Genomic DNA, 12,870 nt, shown 5'->3' on the forward strand with positions numbered 1-12,870 from the left:
CTAGTTTCGGCGGGTCGTACTCGCACCCAACCCAGGAGATCCCATGAACGGAGTTCCCATGAACGAAAGCTCACCCAGCGCGGGCCGGCTGGCCCTGGCTTCCGCACTGATCGCGACACCGCTGCTGTGGCTGGCCGCAGAGGCGGTCTCTCCCAAGCTGGCGGCCGACTCCTCCGAGCAGCTCGCCATCATCGGCCGGAACCCCGATCGCTGGTACGCGTACACACTGCTGCTCATCGTCGGCACGATGGCGTTCGTCCCGGCCGTGCTCGCCCTGGTCCGGCTGGCAGCCGGGTCACCTCGGCTCGCGGCGATCGGTGGCACCGCGCTCGGCCTCGGGACGCTGATCGCGATCGGAGACGCGATGTCCCAGCTGATGGTCTGGCAGATGGTCGGGCACGGCGCCGACCGTCAGCAGATGGCGGCCGTGATCGACCGCTTCGACAACGCAGGCGGCAGCACGGTCGTGTTCGCCGTCGGTGGCCTCGGGTTCCTCGTGGGCACGATCCTGCTCAGCATCGCGCTGGTGCGCAGTCGCCGTACCCCGGCGTGGGCAACTCTGCTCTTCGCAGTCGGGATCGTCGTCCAGCTCGTCGGGTTCACGGCCAGCAGCGTTGCCATCGTCATGGTCAGCAGCGTGATCCTGTTGGCGGGGATGTCCCGACAGGCGATGTCCGTGCTCGCGCCGGCGAAGGGCCCCGAGGCAGTCGGACGCCGGCTCGACCAGCGCGCCGCTTCGCAGGTCGCCTGAGTCAACTCGCGAGCCGCTCCTCCCGGACGCACGGCCAGATCTCAGATGTCCCGCTCAGCTCGCGGCCCACGACGTCGCCGAGTGCAGTGTGGTGGTCACGTCCAAACCCCAGGTGGCCGCCAGCACGACCTCGCTCGATGCGGCGACGATCCTGGTGCAGACGCGGGATACTCGGACCCGCCATCCGGGCCTTAGGCTGGCGGCGAGCAGGGCGAGAGGTGTGCCATGGCGTGGGTGTTCGCGGTCCCAGTGATGGGCTTCCTTGCGTTCCTTGTGGTCGGGTCCATCACCGTCCACGTCAAGCTGAAGTCATGCTGCGGCATCGCCGACCCGCGCTGCGACGCACGCATGCGCGATGCGTTCCTCGACGAAACGAACGCCGACAAGCCCTCTCAGGCACTCGACGGCTGAGTCCACATCCGGCGGAATGGCGCACTCATCGCGCCGTATCCACGATCCGTGTCAAGGCGAGTCTGAGACATCCAGTTCTCGGCATCAGTCTCATCTCCGAACCCCGCGGTTGAGCACTTCATCCGGGTCGGGGGGAACGTCACGACTGCCCACGTTTTGCGCACGGCAGGCCCCGAAGCGCCTAGCTCTTCTTCGACAGCAGCTGAATCACGGTTTCGCCAGGACACGCGGCCGACTTCTTGATCGCCCAGCGTCCGACATAGCCGTTGCCGGTCCAGTTGGCCTCGGCGTCGTCGTCTTCGGTCTCGCCGCTGGTGACCTCGAAGCCGGACTTCTTCGTGGCGTTCATTGCGGTGAGCACGTCGTCGAACGGTGTCGCGGTCACGCCGGTGGCGATGACGCCCTCCTGTCCCCGGTCCTCGATGTGGAAGACCAGGGTGCCCGCCGGCAGCGGGAAGCCCGCCGGATAGCCGTCGGGCGTCGACGTCACCTCGTTCGCGTCCTTGACGCAGGTGTCGGTGTCGGCGGCCGCCGAGAAGCCGCCGGCGTCGGGATCCCGAGCCTCGGAGCTGTCACCGCTGCTGCAGGCGGTCGGCAGGAGCAGCAGGGCCGCGACCACGGGCCCGGCGAGCAGGCGGCGGTTCACCAGCGCACGCCCGTCAACCCGTGCCGCCGTGGGGCTTGTGCAACTTGTGCTTGAGTGCCTGCGGGTCGTACGCCGAGAACAGGCCGAGCCCGCTGCTCTGCCGCGCGATCGTCGCGTACGCCGCCTGCGCGTCGGCCGGACCGGCGCCGCTGGTGTGGCTGGTGTCGGTGACGCAGGCGTCGATGCAGCCGTCGGCGAACGCCGCCTCGATGTGGCCGGTCTTGTCGACCGTGACGTCGATGAAGTCAAGCAGGTTGCGGTCGTTGCCGCAGGTCGTCCCGCCGGTGCAGATGGATCCGCGCTGCACCGCGTCGTTCGGCGTCGCATCGCTGGTGACCCAGGACTTCCCACCGTCGTACGTCGTGGCGAGGTAGAGGTGCCAGACGCCTTTGAAGTTGGCGGTGTCCTGGTAGTTGCCGCCGGTCGGTGTGCCGATGAAGGCCAGCGTGGCGCGGTCGTCGTCGCCGGCGACCATCGTGGGAAACACGGCGTTCTTGATCCCGAACTCGGTGCCGACCGTCTGCTGGTCTGACCAGGTGGTGCCCTGGTCGTGGCTGACGGCGACTGCGGGCTTGCCGTCGGAGCCGACGTATCCGAAGTAGACGGTGCCGTTCGCGCCGATCCCCACGGACGGGTCGGCGTCGCTGGGGCTGCTGCCGGGGACCGGGTTCACGGTCCAGCTGGTGCCGCCGTCCTTGCTGACCACGAGCGCGGCGTTGCTGCCGCAGGCCTTGTTCGGCAGGTACGCCGTGCCGTCGGGCGCCACTTTCACGTGTCCGTGGAGGCCGCCGCAGTCGAGGAGGCTGTAGGTCGGGACGCCGGGGCCGAACGTCGTACCGCCGTCATGCGACGCCGCGCAGAACGCGGTCGCGATGTCCTGGCTGCAGTAGTAGACGGCGTTCGGGTAGGTCGACGTGGGCAGCGGGCCGAGGCCGTTGGGACTGTAGGGGCCGCCGCCGATGGTCTGGTGGTCGACCCCGGACGGGATCCCGCCGCCGGTGCTGGGGTTCCACGTCGTGCCGTCGTCGTCGGTGTAGCAGGTCAGCGAGTCCTGCCCGGACAGCTGCGACTCGAAGGTCCGTCCCGTCGCGTGGTCGGTGAACAGGATCGGGTCGAGGCTGGTGAGACCGCCCTGAGGGCAGCCGGTGGCGGCCGTAGCGGACACGTCGGACCAGTGCGCGGTCGCTGGGCTGGTGCTGTCGTCGAAGGCGACCTTGTAGGTCGACAGGTAGGACTGGTACATCGTCGCGCCGGTCTTCCAGTCGTTGCCGATCGAGGGCTCGCCGGCGCTGTTCACGTCCGGGTTCAGGTCCTTCGGTGCGGGGTACGTCGTGAAGCCGGGAGGCGTCGCGGTGCCGGGCGGCGGCGGCACGGGCTGGTCCACCAGGGTCGCCTTCGCGGAGTAGCTCTGACCGAGCGGGAGGAACGGGACGATCCGGACGGTGTACGTGCCGGTCGTCGGCGGCAACACGACCTGCTCGGGGTCGGCGCTGGATGCGGCCTGGCCGACCGGGTTGCCGGCCTGGTCGAGGACGTAGACGTCGAAGTCCGCAGCCGTCTGCGGCCAGTTCACATCGATCTTGAGCGAGTGGGTGTCGCCGTAGCCCGCCGGCGTCGACACGTGCAGGGTGAAGTCGTCGCAGCTCTGCGGCGCGGTGCAGTCCGGGGCGTCCAGGGCGGTGCCGGTGACGTTGGGCACGGCGAACGGTCCGCCCGTCCACGACACGGAGGTCGACGAGTCGCTGACCGTGCCCTCGGCAGGGGAGCTCGCGACGGCGGATCCGCTGTGCGTGATGGCCGCGCCGAGGAGGGCGCCGGCCGCCACCAGGCCGAGCAGCCGGCGAACGGAATGGGAGCGTGGGACGGGCACGCGCATGGTGACTCCTCGGGTGAGTGTCGCTCTCTGGCAGCAGTTGCCGAAACTGCCAACGATGGACCTCGATCGGGGTCACGCGATCCGCGGTTCCCTTGCCGGTCTCGTCCTTGCGTCCGGCCGTCAGGGCCTAGCGGGCACCCGTCAGTTTCGGTCCTTCTCCGGCGGCAGCACTCCGCGGTGGGATCGGGTCACGTCCCGATCCGCATCGGTTCTTCCCGCCTCGTATGCAGGCTGAGAGTGGGCGCAGCGGGTGCCCGGTGAGCCTGCACGGCCACGTGGTCATGCCCACGTCACGATTCGCGCGTCGTCCTTCGACCAGACGTGAGTGTGCCCGCAGATGGGCAGGCTGGTTCCTGCTGCTGGAGCGGGTACGACTCCCACTCGTCGGGGTCGAGTCGAATGCCGGTCGATCCCCAAAATCCGCTGTTGGGCACCTGATCTGGACCAAGGGCACGCAACGCCTCTTCGGTCGATTCGCGGGGTTCTTGGCCCTAGCTAGAGCGCCGATGGCGGAGGAAGGACGCGGTCCTCAACCGGCGGACAGGCCGCACCTGATCGCGGCATAGGAGCGGTCGTTTCAGCCGTCCTCCGCGATCAAGGCCCAACCTTTGTAGGCGAACGCCCGACGCAGACGCGCCAGTACCTCGTTACGGGGTCGTTCCGGCCGGTCAGGGATGGTGGAGGTGTAGACGACGATCTCTGTCGACGGCTTGCTCATGACCTCAGCGGAGATGTGGAGGTCGCCGAACTCGTCCGTGTACTGAAGGTCAGTGCGACCCATCAGGCGGAATGCATATCCCTCCGAAGAACGGGCCCATCCGCGCCAGCTCCATCTGAAGGTCTCCGCGGCCATGCTGCGGAGGGTACCGATCAGCCTCATCGGAAGTGCTGGAACTCGACCCTCATCGGCTGTGAGTGCCGGTTCGAAGGGCTGACACCCGGCGAAAGACGCGCCTGAGAAGCGGGACGGTCGACCGGACCGATTGCGCGTGACCGGTATCAGCGGCTATGGGATGCGACGGGCCGCACGTGCACGTCGTCCGGGTGTGGGGATCGTCCGCGGCGCTGCTCAGCGGGGTTCCAGGAGCACGGCGTGTACGTGCGGGTAGCCCCGGGGCAGGAGGTACAACCCACGGACGTCGCGGTATAGCACTCGCCAGTGCCAGTAGCCGCGGAGGGTGTAGGGCGCTCGTTGCAAGGTGCGGGCATACAGCGTGATCGCGCGGACGTAGTGGTGTGAGGGGTTGTAGCGGTAGAGGGCCGCTGCCATGTCGTCGGGCGCACCGTTGGCTCGCAGGAGGCGGGCCGCCCCGAGGATTGAGTCTCGCGGGTCGTCGATGTCGCCGCCCGCGCCGTAGGTTTTCCACGTCGACGGCATGAATTGCATTGGCCCCTGGGCACCCGCGGGGCTGGTTCCCCGGATCCGGCCCATGCGCGTCTCAACGAGGTGGATGGCCGCGAGGAACGTCCAGTGCACGCCGGTCATACGTTGTGCTTCCGTGTAGTAGCCGCGCAGCTCGTCCACGGAAGGCGGCGAGATGATCCGCCACTGCGGTAGGCGCTTCTGCGGCGCGGTCAGCTGGATCAGGGAGTGGGCCGACCGAACATCGCCCCTGAAGATGGCCGCGGCCTCGCGTCCCGTGCGAGCGAGCACTGCGCGGCGGAACGCACTCGACTCGCTCGCAAGTCTGCGCACGGCGAGCTGCTGGTACCGCCCCGCCCGACGCACCTCGGCTGGTGTGGATCGTCCGTTCCGCAGTGTGGCCACGGTGCGGTTCAGCTCGTGGGCGAACGCCTTCGGTTGGGCGGATGGAGCGCCCGGAAGCGTCCCCGGAGATCTGGAGGCTGGCGAAAGGGATGCGGCATCCGGCTCCGACGGCGTGACGCTGATCGTCGGCGGACTGCCCGAAGTTGCGCCGGCGTCGTCCGATGAGTGAGGGCCGGTACAGGACAACAGCAGGCAGGCGATCAGGCCAGCACTGATTGCGGAGCCCGTACGCATACATCCGTCCTACCCGAACACGCAACCGCGCCTCACCTCAGTTGGCCAAGCCGTCGGTCGTGTAGATGTGACCCCTCCTCTGTCGCGGCGAAGTGACGCGGCCTGAGATCGGGCCGGCTCCTGGCGGAAGCACGCGGGACTTCGCAACGCGCTGTCCCGCCGGCCTCTGAGTGATTTGAGTTGGCTAGACGATCCTTTCGAAGACCATTGTCGCCTGGATCCTGTCGCCGCCACCCAGGCCCTTGCTCCCCGAGGCCGCCGTGGAAATGGTGTGCAGCCGACACGTTCTCGAAGACCAGGGTGCCGGTGTCCGGCACGGACGTGTCGTTGTAGACCGCCACCTCGTACGGCGTGGTGGTGATCGTGATGTCGCGCAACGTGTTGTCCCGGGTCAACCGCACCCCCTTGGCACTGAACACCAACTGACCGCCGCGCAGTGTCGTGCCGGGCGGCAAGGTGACCGACGGAGATCCGGTGATCGTGCCCTCCACCACGATCTCGCCCACACCAGTGTGGATCGCCTCTGCCAACTCCCCAGCGTTGCTCACAGTGGTCGCAGTCATGAGTCCGGTTCTACACCCGACAAGAGCTGCCGGAGGCAACAGGCAGCCCATTCTGGGCGAACGCCCAATCTGGACGGGCGGACGCGCCCTCAGGTCGCGGAGGGGTCCACCTCCTTAGGATCTAGCGCCTTCCCACGCACACCGGTGACACTCTGATGGGACCGCAGCCGGCGATATGACGCACGTCCGCCAGCGGCATAGGAGCGGGCGTTCCTTGCTGCGTGAGGAAGCCCCTCGACGTGGCCGGCCTGGCTGCCCTTGGCGGCCCGTGCCGATGGGGCGCTGTGGCGTCATGATCGACCGGGTACGTGCGGGCGGGACTTGGGTGAACGGCGGCGCTTCCGCAGTGCGCGGACGATCGCTGCCCAGGAGCACAACCCAGCGCCCTTGCCTGCCAGGGGTGCTCAGCCGGCGGTGACGCCGCCGATCGGCTGTTCGCCGTCGTTGAACTCCAGGGTCAGGCCCTTCGCCCCGTCGGGGGCCCCGATGACGGCGGTGATCACGTCGGCCACCGTGGTCCGCGCGACCTCCCCGCCGGTGACGCCGGGGCCGGTCTCGATGCCGCCGGTGCCGGCCTCCTCGGTCAGGCTGCTGGGTCGCAGGAGCGTCCAGCCGAGGCTCGAGGCGGCCAGGTGGGCGTCTGCTTCAGTCTTCGACTCGGCGTAGGCAAAGAAGTCGGAACTCGGATCCACGCCGTGGTCGGGACCGGCGCCGAAGTACGACACCATGACGAACTGCGACGCGTTGGCCCGCTCGGCGGCGTCGATCGTGCGGATCGCCGCGTCACGGTCCACAGCGTAGGTCCGCTCCGGGCTGCCCCCGCCGGCGCCAGCGGACCACACCACCACGTCGTGGCCCGCGAGGGTCTCAGCGATCTCGTCGGTGGACAAGTTCTCGACGTCCGCGACGACGGCCTCGGCGCCGGCCCTCCGTACGTCCTCGGCCTGCTCGGCCTTGCGGATGACACCGGTGACCTTGTGACCGGCCGCGACCAGGCGCGGCACCGTAAGCAGAGCGACCTTGCCGTGGGCGCCGATGACGATGACCTTCGACATCTGCTGACTCCTCGCTGCGAGACCCGGCCCCGCCGCGTCGCGAGGCTGTCTGGCTCCCAGCGTCTCCTCGGACCAGATCATTCCCGCGAAGCCCCTCGAGCTCGACTCGCCCCTGGCATGACTCGTGAATCTGATTGGGCCGGGGATCGTGGGCCACGTGGCTGGCGCCGTGCCGATTACCGAGCCTGGAGACTTGAGGGTCGTTCGCCCCGGCCCTTGACAGGCCGTCCCACGAGGCTCAATGATACATGGTGTCTCAAAACGAGACAGTGTGTATCACGAGAGGGATGACATGACTGTGCGGGTGACATCACCAGGGGAGGGCGAGGCTTTCGCGAGCGGTCCGGTCAGGTTCCGGATCCTGGAGGACGGCGTCGGGGTCGACGGAAGGTTCGGCGTGGCCGAGTGCGTCATCGCCCCTGGGTGGCCGGGCCCTCCCCAGCACGTCCACCGCGAGCACGACGAGACGTTCTTCGTGGTGTCGGGTGTGGTGGGTTTTCGTTGTGGATCCGACGAGCTGTTGGCCGAGGCGGGCAGCCTGGTCACCGCGCCAATCGGCGACCCGCACACGTTCTTCAACGCCGACGCGGATGCACCGGCCACGCTGCTGTGCAGCGTGACCCCCGAGCGCTACCTCGGCTACTTCCGCGACCTCGCCGACCTGCGACCCGGCCCTGACGGCGTGCTCGTACCCGCCGACGTGCTCGAGGTCATGGCCCGCTACGCCACCGAGCCCTACCGTCCCTGAACCCCCCCTTCGACTCGAGCCTGAACCAAGGAGTACCGATATGACACTCACCACCACACCAACCGCCCGGACCGACACCGAAGCAGCGCCCGCACCCCTGCCGAGCCTGTCCGGACTCCATCACCTCGGGCTGACCGTGCGCGACATCGACCAGAGCGAGCGCTGGTACGCCGACGTGCTCGGCATGACTCGTGTGTTCGTCGAGGACCACCCCACAGGTGGGGGGCACACCGTGGTCATCAACCGTGCCGACACGTTCTTGTTCCTCGGCCTGGACTACCACCCGCAGGCCGACCTGGAGCGCTTCGACGAGCGCCGTACCGGACTCGACCACGTCGCGATGTCCGTCGACAGCCGGGCGGACCTCGACGCGTGGGCTCATCGGCTCGACGCGCTGGGCGTCGAGCACGGGCCCATCCACGATCAGGACCAGCCGGTCCACGCGACCTTGGTGGTGAGCGACCCTGATGGCATCCCGGTCGAGCTGTTCTGGACGGCGGGCTGAGACGATGACATCGATGGATCTGCCGCTCCGCGCCGGTGACCGACCGCGTGCCACCGCCACCCTGCCGCACTCACAGCTCGACCAGCAGCCCGCCAGCACCCGCGACCTCGACTCCGTGCTGGCCGAAGCCGCGACCTGGCCACACGTGACGATCCAGCCCTCGCGGATCGCCGTCGAGGGGTCCCGGGCCCTGGTGTTGACCGAAGACGCCGACACCGGTCCCACCGAGGCGTTCATGATCGGTCGAGAGTTCTGCCACGGGCATGCAGGCGGCGACTCGAGCCTGCACGCCGCGCTCCCACCTCACCTGGCGACGGCTGCTCAGCAGGCGGGCTGGGGTGAGCCCCACTACCTGGTGCACACCGGTCAGGCGCCGCCGAGCCTCACCATGCTCTACGCCCCTCGCGACGAAGCCGAACGCGAGGTCATCCTGCGACTGGTCCGAGTGTCGTACGAGTTCGCCCTCGGTGTCGCCGGCCGGGCCACCGCCGACGCCGGGCTGCCATGACAGCTGAACCGACCAGGCCGCCGAGGCCGAGTGCCCGGGAACGCACCCGCCGCCTGCTGAACGAGGCCGCCCGCGAGCTGCTGCGAACGGGCGGGCCACTCACCGTGCAGGCCGCGGCGGACCTCGCCGGCGTCTCCCGCGCAACCGCGTACCGGTACTTCCCCAACAATGACTCGGTGCTCGTGCACGCCACCATGCCACTCACCGACGGCGCCGGCCCTGCCCTACCGCCGCCCGACCCCGGCCCGCCCGACGACCACTCCCCACAGGGTCTTGCCGGCCAAGCCTCCACCCTGGTCCGCACGATGGGCGAATGGGCCTTCGACCACGAGAACGAGCTGCGAACCTTCATGCGACTCTCACTCGGGCCCCCGGGCGCAGCCAAGCTCGACCGTCGCGCCAGCACGAACCGCGACACCTGGATCGCCACCCTGCTCGACGGCCTACCCGACCACGTCCCCCAACAAGCGCGCGACCGGCTGTCGATCGCCCTCACTCCCCTGTTCGGAGCCGACGCCGTCATCTGGAGCACCGACATCGCCGGAGTCGACCACGACACTGCCCTTGACGTCATGGCGTGGATGGCAGCAGCCCTCGTCCAGGCCACCCTCAACGAGAGCGCGTAATGACACCCCGAGGCCGTCGCCGATACGCGCCGGCGCCGGCACTTCTTGACGCGTGCCCGGCATGGAATGACGCAGGTCGGGGCGCGCCGTATCCAGGCGGATTGACGTGGCTATTCGCGGGCTGCAGACGCCATGCGTCTCGCGAAGGCCCGCGGCTGGCCTCGTGTGGACAGTTCGGTTTGTGCGCGGCTTCCTCAGCGCCGCCAGGCTCGCTACGTCTCACTCCAGACGCGGAGCGTCGGTCGGTAGACGAATTCCTGGCTGCGACCGTCGAACGTACTGGTCTCCAGCAGTTCCAAATCGAAGTCCCCCGCTCCGGCGAAGACGGGCTCGTCTCCGGTCTGGGCAGCGATCACCGGAAAGACCGTGACCTGGATCCGGTCCACCAGTCCGGCAGCCAAGAGCGTGCGGTTCAGCGAGAGACTCCCGTGCGAGCGGATCGGCACGTCGGACTCCTCCTTCATCCGCCGCACCACATCCACGGCGTCGCCGCTGGCGACCGTGACGTCCGGCCAGTCGAAGGGTCCCCGAAGCGTCGACGACACGACCGTGCCCGGACAGTTGATCATCCGGTCCATCCACGGGTCCGGGTCCTCTTCGACCAGGGCGGGCAGCATCTGCAGGAACAACCCGAACGTCTTGGCGCCGAAAGCCATTCGCTGCTCGCCGTCGTACGCCATGAGTCGGCGATCCAGGAACTCCGGGCCCTGGTTGCCCCAATATCCGCCCCAGTCACGGGGCGGCCCCTAGGAGCCGTTCCCGTCGAGGCTGGTGAAGACGTCGAAAGTGTAGGTCGCGGTCATGCTTCATCCTTTCCCCCGGCAGCCGGTTGGCCGCTCTCATCTATGCGTCGATCGCTCTTCCCTGGATTCGACATCTCCCGGCGTCATTCCAGCGCGGGGTTGTAGTCGAGTACACCGGGGTCATCGGTGGTGCCATCGCACGTCCCTGGACGGTTGGCACCGCGTTCGCGTCCACCCATGGTTGGTCCCCGTGGACTCCCGTGCGACAGACCCGGGAGTGAGGGGATCGAACAGGGCCACGCGCTGGCCGAGGTCGAGGAATCCGCACGACGACCTGCGCCCTCGCGGCGAATTGACGTACGTTCGGCTTGCGCTGGCTGGCGGAAGCTAGATCCGGGTGGATCTATCGGGAGCGGCGGGCATGCGAGGTCTCGCCCGGCCCGCCGGGGTGCGTCCGCCGAGAGGCCGCTGCTTGCGTGACAGCGACCGCCTGGCTCTCGGAATGTCTGCAGGCGACAAACTGTCCGCCGCCACCAACCGCTGCCGACAAGGAGCGGCCGAGCCCGCCTGATGCGGGGTCGGCCGCGACAGGTGGTCGTCAAGCCATCTCGGGGACGTGCAGGTGGGCGTAGACGAGGTCGAACTCGTGCACATCGACGATCTTGCCGCCTGCCTCGCTCGCGGTCCGGCTGCGCATGTCGTCGGCTGACCGGCGGCTAGCTTCCATCGCTGCGCGGGTCTCCCAGGCAGTGGTGGCACAACCCAGGCCGCTCAACCGGTTCACGAGCAGGCTGGCGCTACAGAACCCGGGGGTCTGCTCGAGCTCGGGAAGGATCCCGACGCGCATGGTCTCCGTCATCGCATCGAGGTCGCCCTGCAGCCAGCTGACTCGGCAGCACTCGCCATGCTGGCTGCGATGCATGATGGCGATCTCCCACTCGTCTACCTGCATGGAGCCGCCGAGAATGTCCCGCCCGCGATCACGGATCGGGCGAAGCTGCCCGTCGCTGGCGCTCATGGCTGCCTCGTTCTCCCAGGAACTTGTTGCGATGCACTGCCCGGTCTCGCGGTCGACCAGCATCGAGAGACCGCGGCAGCCCTCGATTTTGTCGAGCGTGGGTCCGGCCTCGTTGTTGATGAACGTGATGCCGGCGTCGATGTTGGCGGGCATCCCCTGGAACGTGGTGGAACGTGCGTACACGGCCCACTCCTCTCTGGGACAGGGGCAGTGCCCGGTCCGGCACCGCCGGTTGATCCCTGCATACTCCCCTCGGCGCGAGCACGCCAGACCTGGCCTCAGGTCTCCCGGCATTGCCCTGTTCACAGGGGCGCGAGACAGAGCGGAAGCAACATGTGCCCGGTCTACTCGCGGCGGAAAGACGCGCTCACCGGTCGAGCACTGTCGCTGGAGTATCAGGCGACGAGGGCGGCGCGTTACCGGGAGCAGATGCCTGCACGGTTCGCGAGAGACCCTGGAGCGCGCGTCGAACTCGACAAGCATTCAACGATAACGCGTGGGTAACGGCGGACCGCGTACGTTCGAGTCACATGCCCGACCTGCATCAGACGACACACGCCGACTCGACGAATCCACCATCAAGGCTCAGCGCACGCAGCCGACCGCGCTGGCATGGATGGCCTGGAAGAAGGCACTCATGACCACCACGACCACTGACTCCCGTGTGAATGAAGCTGCATCCGCTCCGCAGATTCCACCGACCGCGGCAACGGAGAGACCGCGCCCGATGCTCCCGTTCCAAGTTCCGCGATTGGTTCATCGAGTTCCACGCCGGCGAGTCCGGATCGACGGAGAGAGCCAGCCGCCAAGGGCGGTCCAACGGCTCGATGGTCAGCCGCTGATCTACATTCTCGATGACAACACGCTCGCCACAGGAGAGCTGTCGATCTTCACGGCCCCCGAGCACGCCGTGGAAGCGACCGGCTTCCAGTCGTGGACACCGGGAACCGCAGACGCTCCGGGAGCGCAAGGAGTGACGTTCGGAGGCTACGTCTCGCTCTACGAACACATCTACTACCAGGGCCACGAATGGAACTTCTACCCCGGTTGGGGGCCAATTCCCGACTTTCGGCACGTCTACGGATGGTCGAATATCAACATCAATGACCAGGTTTCCTCCATGGACGTGAACGTGAATGCAAACCCTGTCGGCACGATCGCCTGGGTCGTCCTGTACTCAGACATCAGTTTTGGGGGCGACCAGCTCTGGACCTCTGACTCGTTTGCGTATGACGATCAGGGTGGCGGAATGCGAGCCAATCTTGTTGACATCGGGTGGAACGATGTCGCGTCGTCACTTGCATACGGATATAGCGTAGGTGCTCATTAGCGGCCGCGACCTCTGAATTCCATGCTCCCTTCCAGTTGAAAGGAGAAGACGCCATGAGTACTGATGACCCGTTTAAGGAACTGGCGGC

Annotated in this window: 15 protein-coding genes; 7 read left to right on the forward strand and 8 right to left on the reverse strand. The window is 67.8% G+C overall.

The window, feature by feature from the left end; genetic code table 11:
- The first annotated feature begins 58 nt into the window (after positions 1–58).
- Positions 59–751 carry a hypothetical protein gene (locus VGJ24_RS16630; protein WP_331501751.1) on the forward strand — a complete coding sequence of 231 codons (693 nt, stop codon included), beginning with the start codon at positions 59–61 and terminating at the stop codon, positions 749–751.
- A gap of 225 nt (positions 752–976) precedes the next feature.
- Positions 977–1,162, forward strand: coding sequence for a hypothetical protein (locus VGJ24_RS16635; protein WP_331501752.1), 186 nt, complete (start codon positions 977–979; stop codon positions 1,160–1,162).
- 181 nt (positions 1,163–1,343) lie between these two features.
- On the opposite strand, the gene VGJ24_RS16640 is transcribed toward VGJ24_RS16635, so the two are convergent.
- From VGJ24_RS16640 to VGJ24_RS16665, 6 genes are all read right to left on the reverse strand, one after another.
- Positions 1,344–1,808, reverse strand: a complete 465-nt coding sequence (locus VGJ24_RS16640; protein WP_331501753.1) for a hypothetical protein — start codon at positions 1,806–1,808, stop codon at positions 1,344–1,346.
- 13 nt (positions 1,809–1,821) lie between these two features.
- Positions 1,822–3,684, reverse strand: coding sequence for a sialidase family protein (locus tag VGJ24_RS16645; RefSeq protein ID WP_331501754.1), 1,863 nt, complete (start codon positions 3,682–3,684; stop codon positions 1,822–1,824).
- Between the two features lie 577 nt (positions 3,685–4,261).
- Positions 4,262–4,537 carry a hypothetical protein gene (locus tag VGJ24_RS16650; RefSeq protein WP_331501755.1) on the reverse strand — a complete coding sequence of 92 codons (276 nt, stop codon included), beginning with the start codon at positions 4,535–4,537 and terminating at the stop codon, positions 4,262–4,264.
- 216 nt (positions 4,538–4,753) lie between these two features.
- Positions 4,754–5,380 carry a lytic transglycosylase domain-containing protein gene (locus tag VGJ24_RS16655; RefSeq protein ID WP_331501756.1) on the reverse strand — a complete coding sequence of 209 codons (627 nt, stop codon included), beginning with the start codon at positions 5,378–5,380 and terminating at the stop codon, positions 4,754–4,756.
- 338 nt (positions 5,381–5,718) lie between these two features.
- A complete protein-coding gene (locus tag VGJ24_RS16660; RefSeq protein WP_331501757.1) occupies positions 5,719–6,249 on the reverse strand; it encodes a hypothetical protein in 531 nt (176 codons plus the stop codon).
- A gap of 404 nt (positions 6,250–6,653) precedes the next feature.
- Positions 6,654–7,304 (reverse strand): SDR family oxidoreductase, encoded by a 651-nt coding sequence (locus VGJ24_RS16665; RefSeq protein WP_331501758.1) that lies wholly within the window; start codon positions 7,302–7,304, stop codon positions 6,654–6,656.
- Between the two features lie 292 nt (positions 7,305–7,596).
- On the opposite strand from VGJ24_RS16665, the gene VGJ24_RS16670 reads away from it, so the two are divergent.
- The 4 genes from VGJ24_RS16670 to VGJ24_RS16685 are packed head-to-tail and all read left to right on the forward strand — an operon-like array spanning position 7,597 to position 9,691.
- Entirely contained in the window at positions 7,597–8,052 is a 456-nt protein-coding gene (locus VGJ24_RS16670) for a cupin domain-containing protein (protein ID WP_331501759.1), read from the forward strand.
- Between the two features lie 40 nt (positions 8,053–8,092).
- The gene (locus tag VGJ24_RS16675; RefSeq protein ID WP_331501760.1) at positions 8,093–8,557 is read left to right on the forward strand and encodes a VOC family protein; all 465 of its coding nucleotides are present in this window, start codon (positions 8,093–8,095) and stop codon (positions 8,555–8,557) included.
- Positions 8,558–8,570: 13 nt separating this feature from the next.
- Entirely contained in the window at positions 8,571–9,065 is a 495-nt protein-coding gene (locus VGJ24_RS16680) for a luciferase family protein (RefSeq protein ID WP_331501761.1), read from the forward strand.
- The gene (locus VGJ24_RS16685; RefSeq protein ID WP_331501762.1) at positions 9,062–9,691 is read left to right on the forward strand and encodes a TetR/AcrR family transcriptional regulator; all 630 of its coding nucleotides are present in this window, start codon (positions 9,062–9,064) and stop codon (positions 9,689–9,691) included. The genes VGJ24_RS16680 and VGJ24_RS16685 overlap by 4 nt, the downstream gene beginning before the upstream one ends.
- Positions 9,692–9,903: 212 nt before the next feature.
- On the opposite strand, the gene VGJ24_RS16690 is transcribed toward VGJ24_RS16685, so the two are convergent.
- Both VGJ24_RS16690 and VGJ24_RS16695 read right to left on the reverse strand, forming a co-directional pair.
- Positions 9,904–10,371, reverse strand: coding sequence for a dihydrofolate reductase family protein (locus VGJ24_RS16690; RefSeq protein ID WP_331501763.1), 468 nt, complete (start codon positions 10,369–10,371; stop codon positions 9,904–9,906).
- A gap of 661 nt (positions 10,372–11,032) precedes the next feature.
- The gene (locus VGJ24_RS16695; RefSeq protein ID WP_331501764.1) at positions 11,033–11,635 is read right to left on the reverse strand and encodes a hypothetical protein; all 603 of its coding nucleotides are present in this window, start codon (positions 11,633–11,635) and stop codon (positions 11,033–11,035) included.
- A 454-nt stretch (positions 11,636–12,089) separates the two neighbouring features.
- Between VGJ24_RS16695 and VGJ24_RS16700 the strand changes: the two genes are divergently transcribed.
- Positions 12,090–12,782, forward strand: coding sequence for a hypothetical protein (locus VGJ24_RS16700; RefSeq protein WP_331501765.1), 693 nt, complete (start codon positions 12,090–12,092; stop codon positions 12,780–12,782).
- The last annotated feature ends 88 nt before the right edge of the window (positions 12,783–12,870 follow it).

It is taken from the genome of Nocardioides sp. (assembly GCF_036493135.1).
Classification (GTDB): domain Bacteria; phylum Actinomycetota; class Actinomycetes; order Propionibacteriales; family Nocardioidaceae; genus Nocardioides.